At 48.5% G+C, this 4,661-nt stretch carries 2 protein-coding genes; both read left to right on the plus strand.

Annotated elements, in window-relative coordinates; all coding sequences use genetic code 11:
• Positions 1-244 precede the first annotated feature (244 nt).
• Positions 245-3,688: a pyruvate carboxylase gene (locus QOS01_RS10190; protein ID WP_283622247.1), complete on the plus strand. Its 3,444-nt coding sequence runs from the start codon at positions 245-247 to the stop codon at positions 3,686-3,688.
• A 19-nt stretch (positions 3,689-3,707) separates the two neighbouring features.
• On the plus strand, positions 3,708-4,469 hold the full coding sequence (locus QOS01_RS10195; protein ID WP_283622248.1) for a biotin--[acetyl-CoA-carboxylase] ligase: 762 nt from the start codon (positions 3,708-3,710) through the stop codon (positions 4,467-4,469).
• The last annotated feature ends 192 nt before the right edge of the window (positions 4,470-4,661 follow it).

The following is a 4,661-nucleotide window of genomic DNA, read 5'->3' on the forward strand; positions in this document are numbered from 1 at the left end:
CACCAATCGAGATCTTCCTGCTTAATCTACGTCATTAAATTCGTTCAAGTTATTTCTTGCAATCTGCCATTTTTAAACTACATTTCAAAAATTGCTAATAACATGTTGACATATTAGAATACGATGAGTATAGTTAATGTCAAATTAGAAAAAGATTAAAGAAGGCGAACGAAATGAAAAATATTAATATTTGCACTAATGTTGTTAGTTTTTGTATGTGAAGCACAATACAGAAGGATGGTGCATGAACTTGTTTAAAAAGGTATTAATCGCTAACCGTGGAGAAATTGCAACGCGAATTGTCCGCGCTTGTCACGAACTCGGCATCAAGGCAGTGGCAGTATACGCTAAGGAGGATAAATACAGTGCTCACCGCTTTGCTGCCGATGAAGCTTATCTGATTGGCCAAGGGGAACAGCCCCTGGCAGCTTATCTTGACATCGATGAAATTATTCGGGTTGCTAAGGAATCCGGGGCAGAGGCAATTCACCCAGGATATGGCTTCTTGGCAGAAAACGCAGACCTGGCCCAGGCCTGTGTTGATAACGGAATTAAGTTTATTGGTCCTAAGCCAGAACACTTGCGAATGTTCGGTGATAAGCTGGTTGCCAAGCAAGTAGCTGTTAAGGCCGGCCTTCAACCGATTCCGGGCTTATCAGGTGACGTGATTAATGCTCAACAAGTTAAGGATTTTGCTCACCAGCATGGATACCCAATTATGGTAAAGGCGGCTAACGGTGGGGGCGGCCGTGGAATGCGGATCATCAAGGATGACCAGCAACTTGACGAAGAATTTGAGCAGGCTAAGGATGAGGCTAAAAAGGCCTTTGGTTCCGATGAAATGTACGTTGAAAAGGACATCCAGCATCCCAAGCACATCGAGGTGCAGGTCATTGCCGATGAACACGGGCACGTTATGCACCTCTTCGAACGGGACTGTTCTGTTCAACGTCGTCACCAAAAGGTAATCGAATTTGCTCCTAGTAAGGTCCTTTCTCCCGCACGGCGGGCAGAAGTCTGCAACATGGCGGTTAAATTGATGCAGAGCGTTCACTACCAAAATGCCGCCACAATTGAATTTCTGGAAACACCTGAACAGTTTTATTTTATCGAGGTTAATCCCCGGGTTCAGGTTGAACATACGGTAACGGAAATGATTACCGGCGTCGACATTGTTAAGACCCAGATTCGGATTGCCGCCGGTGAAGACCTTCATAAGGACATTGGTCTCCCAGAACAGGCGGACCTCAAGTTTCATGGTGCGGCCATCCAGTGCCGGGTAACAACTGAGGACTCTGAGAACAACTTTATGCCGGACACCGGTCAGGTCATGACCTACCACGCTCCCGGTGGTACTGGTATTCGGCTAGATGGAAACGTCTATCCGGGTTACACCGTGACGCCTTATTTCGACTCCCTGCTCGTCAAGTGCTGTGCAGCCGGTGAGGACTTCGCCGAGGCCCGGATTAAGATGTTGCGCGCCCTTCATGAATTTCATATTCGTGGTGTTAAGACCAACATTCCATTCATGGTTAATGTTTTAAAGCACCCAACATTTATTGTTGGGAACTGTTCAACCACGTTTATTGACGAGAATCCGGACTTATTCCACTTTAATACCCAGCCAGACACACCAATGCAACTGTTAAACTACATTGGCAATGTCACAGTCAATGGTTTTGCAGGTGTTACAAAGAAAGCAAAACTTGTCCATCCTGACATGCAGGAACCGCAGGCCGGGCAAATTGAGAGCGATTCACAAGCAGGCAAAACGGTCAAGGATATTCTTGATGAGCAGGGTGCAGACGCGGCACTGGACTATGTCAAGCAGCAAAAGAGGGTTCTCCTGACTGACACGACCATGCGGGATGCCCACCAAAGCCTGTTTGCCACCCGGATGCGAACACATGATATGCTCCCGGCTATGAAGGTGTATGACCAAGCCATGCCCCACCTGTTTTCGGTCGAGAGTTGGGGTGGGGCCACATTTGACGTCTGCTACCGCTTCCTAGGTGAGGACCCGTGGGTACGGCTCCGTCTTCTTAAAAAGTACATGCCCCACACTCTCCAGCAGATGCTTCTCCGGGCTTCCAACTCGGTCGGCTATCGGAACTATCCTGACAATGCCCTAAAACGCTTTATTGACCATAGCGCCAAGACTGGGGTTGACGTTTTCCGGATCTTTGATTCCCTAAACTGGATTGACCAGATGCAAAGAAGTATTGACTATGTTCGCCAGACCGGCAAGATTGCCGAAGGGGCAATGTGCTTCACCGGCGACTTCTTAAAGTCAACCGAACGTAAATATACCCTGGAATACTATATGAAAATGGCCCAATCATTGGTAGATGCGGGGGCCCAAGTAATTGGCATTAAGGACATGGCGGGCCTATTAAAGCCCCAGGCGGCCTATGAATTAGTTGGCAACCTCAAGGCCAAGTTCAATGTACCTGTTCACCTCCACACACACGACACCACTGGGAACGGCGTGGCCACCTATGTTGCAGCTACAAAAGCCGGTGTTGATATCGTCGATGTTGCGATGGCGGCAATGGCAGGTACCACTAGTCAGCCTAGTCTGGGAACCTTCTACTACGCCTTGGAGGGGGATCCTCGCCAGCCAGAGTTGAACATGCACAATGTTGCAGTCTTAAACAAGTATTGGGCAAATGTCCGGCCCCTCTACAATGACTTCAGTAACGGTGTAAATGCTCCCCAGCCGGACCTTTATCAAACGGAAATGCCCGGGGGGCAGTACTCGAACTTGAAGCAACAAGCCCAGTCTTTGGGAATCAGTGACTTTGGGGAGGTTGAGGCCAAATACCGGGAAGTCAATGAACTGCTCGGTGATATTATCAAGGTCACACCGAGTTCCAAAGTCGTCGGTGACATGGCAATCTTCATGATTCAAAACCACCTGGACAAGAATAATATTCTGACAAAGGGCCAGCACGTTGACTTTCCTGATTCAGTCGTGAACTTCTTCGCGGGCGACCTTGGTCAACCATATGGCGGCTTTCCTAAGGACCTCCAAAAGGTCGTCCTGAAGGATCACCCGGCAATTACCGTCCGTCCCGGTAGCCTGGCCAAGCCGGTTGATTTTGTTGCTGTCAAGGATGAGTTGGCAGCAAAGATCCACCGGGAGCCAACAGAGGATGACCTCCAGGGCTACATCATGTATCCGAAGGTATTCATTGACTACTTTAACAACCACCAATCATACGGAAACGTGATGGACCTGGATACCACCACTTACTATCAGGGAATGCGTCCTGGAGAAAACCTGACGGTCAGCTACAGAGCAGGGAAGCAAATGCTACTGAAGCTCGACTTCGTATCCCCAGCTGATGACGAGGGAACCAGGACACTGTTCTTTGAGCTTAATGGTCAAGCTCTCCAACTAAAGGTCAAGGACCGGCAGTTGAAGGGGAAGGTTGCCAGCGTCCCCAAGGCTGATCCCGAAGATCCCGGCCAAGTGGGGATGCCGCTGAACGGTAACGTTGTTAAAGTTAACGTCAAGGCTGGTGACGAGGTAAAGGTTGGGCAAGTCCTGGTGACTACCGAAGCAATGAAGATGGAATCAGCTGTTAAGGCGCCGTTCACGGGGAAGGTCACAGAGGTCTTTGCCAAGGTTGGCGATGCCCTTAAGAGCCAAGATCTACTTTTGAAATTGAGTAAGGAAGAATAAAGTAAGGAGGAGATTAGATATGCAGAAATTCCCCCAATTAGCGGCAATGGGTGTGCCAGCTGAAGAATTCGCCACCCTCACGTCAACCAACGTCGCCGCGAAAAAGAAAATTACCGAAGGAAGCACCCCAACGACGTTCCTGGTATCCGCCAGGGAACAGACAGCTGGTCACGGTAAATTGAACCGCCTTTTCTATTCACCAGCGGGGAGTGGGGCCTACTTTTCCCTGGGACTAGCCGAAGAAAATATTGCCCAAAATAATGACCCGGCCAAACTAACAGTGACCGCCGCTGTCGCTGCATTTCTCGTATTAGAGCGACACTTCACGGAACCGATTGCAATTAAGTGGGTTAATGACCTCTATGTTGGCGATAAAAAGGTTGCAGGAATTCTCGCCGAAACCGTGATCGATGACGCTAACCACCTTCGTGGGGTAGTAATTGGCTGGGGGATCAACCTGATAACGCCGCCGGGCCTACCGGATGAACTAACTGACCAGGTGGGGGGCCTAAGTTCTCTCATGGTCAGCAACCGGGAGCGACTAAACATTATTGACGAAATCGGCACCCAGTTCATCCGTCTCCTGGCGGGCTGTACCTGGGAGCAGATTCTCCAAATCTACCGCGAACACCAACTCCTTGCAGGAAAGAAGCTAGTTGTTGAATTCGGCCCGCAAAAGCTAGCAGGACAATTCGACCACATCTCGGATAGGGGTGGCTTATGTCTCCAAACCGCCAGTGGGGTAGAAGAGGTAACCGTTGGAACGGTCCGTGAACAATAAATGATACTAAGCACTGATGTAAATAAACATCGGTGTTTTTATTTGGGACAAAATTAATAATTTTAAGAAGTAACACGAGCGAAAGCGCCATCAGGGCAAAATATAATTAAAAATTGCATCTTTCTCATATTATTTTAATTTTATCCTTGATTTTCTCATAAACAGATGATATTCTACAAACAATCAATTGAA

This window comes from Limosilactobacillus avium (assembly GCF_947381485.1).
GTDB lineage: Bacteria > Bacillota > Bacilli > Lactobacillales > Lactobacillaceae > Limosilactobacillus > Limosilactobacillus avium.

Coding starts and splice junctions, on each gene's coding strand:
- QOS01_RS10190 (WP_283622247.1), top strand. CDS start 245: ATGAACTTGTTTAAAAAGGTATTAATCGCTAACCGTGGAGAAATTGCA.
- QOS01_RS10195 (WP_283622248.1), top strand. CDS start 3,708: ATGCAGAAATTCCCCCAATTAGCGGCAATGGGTGTGCCAGCTGAAGAA.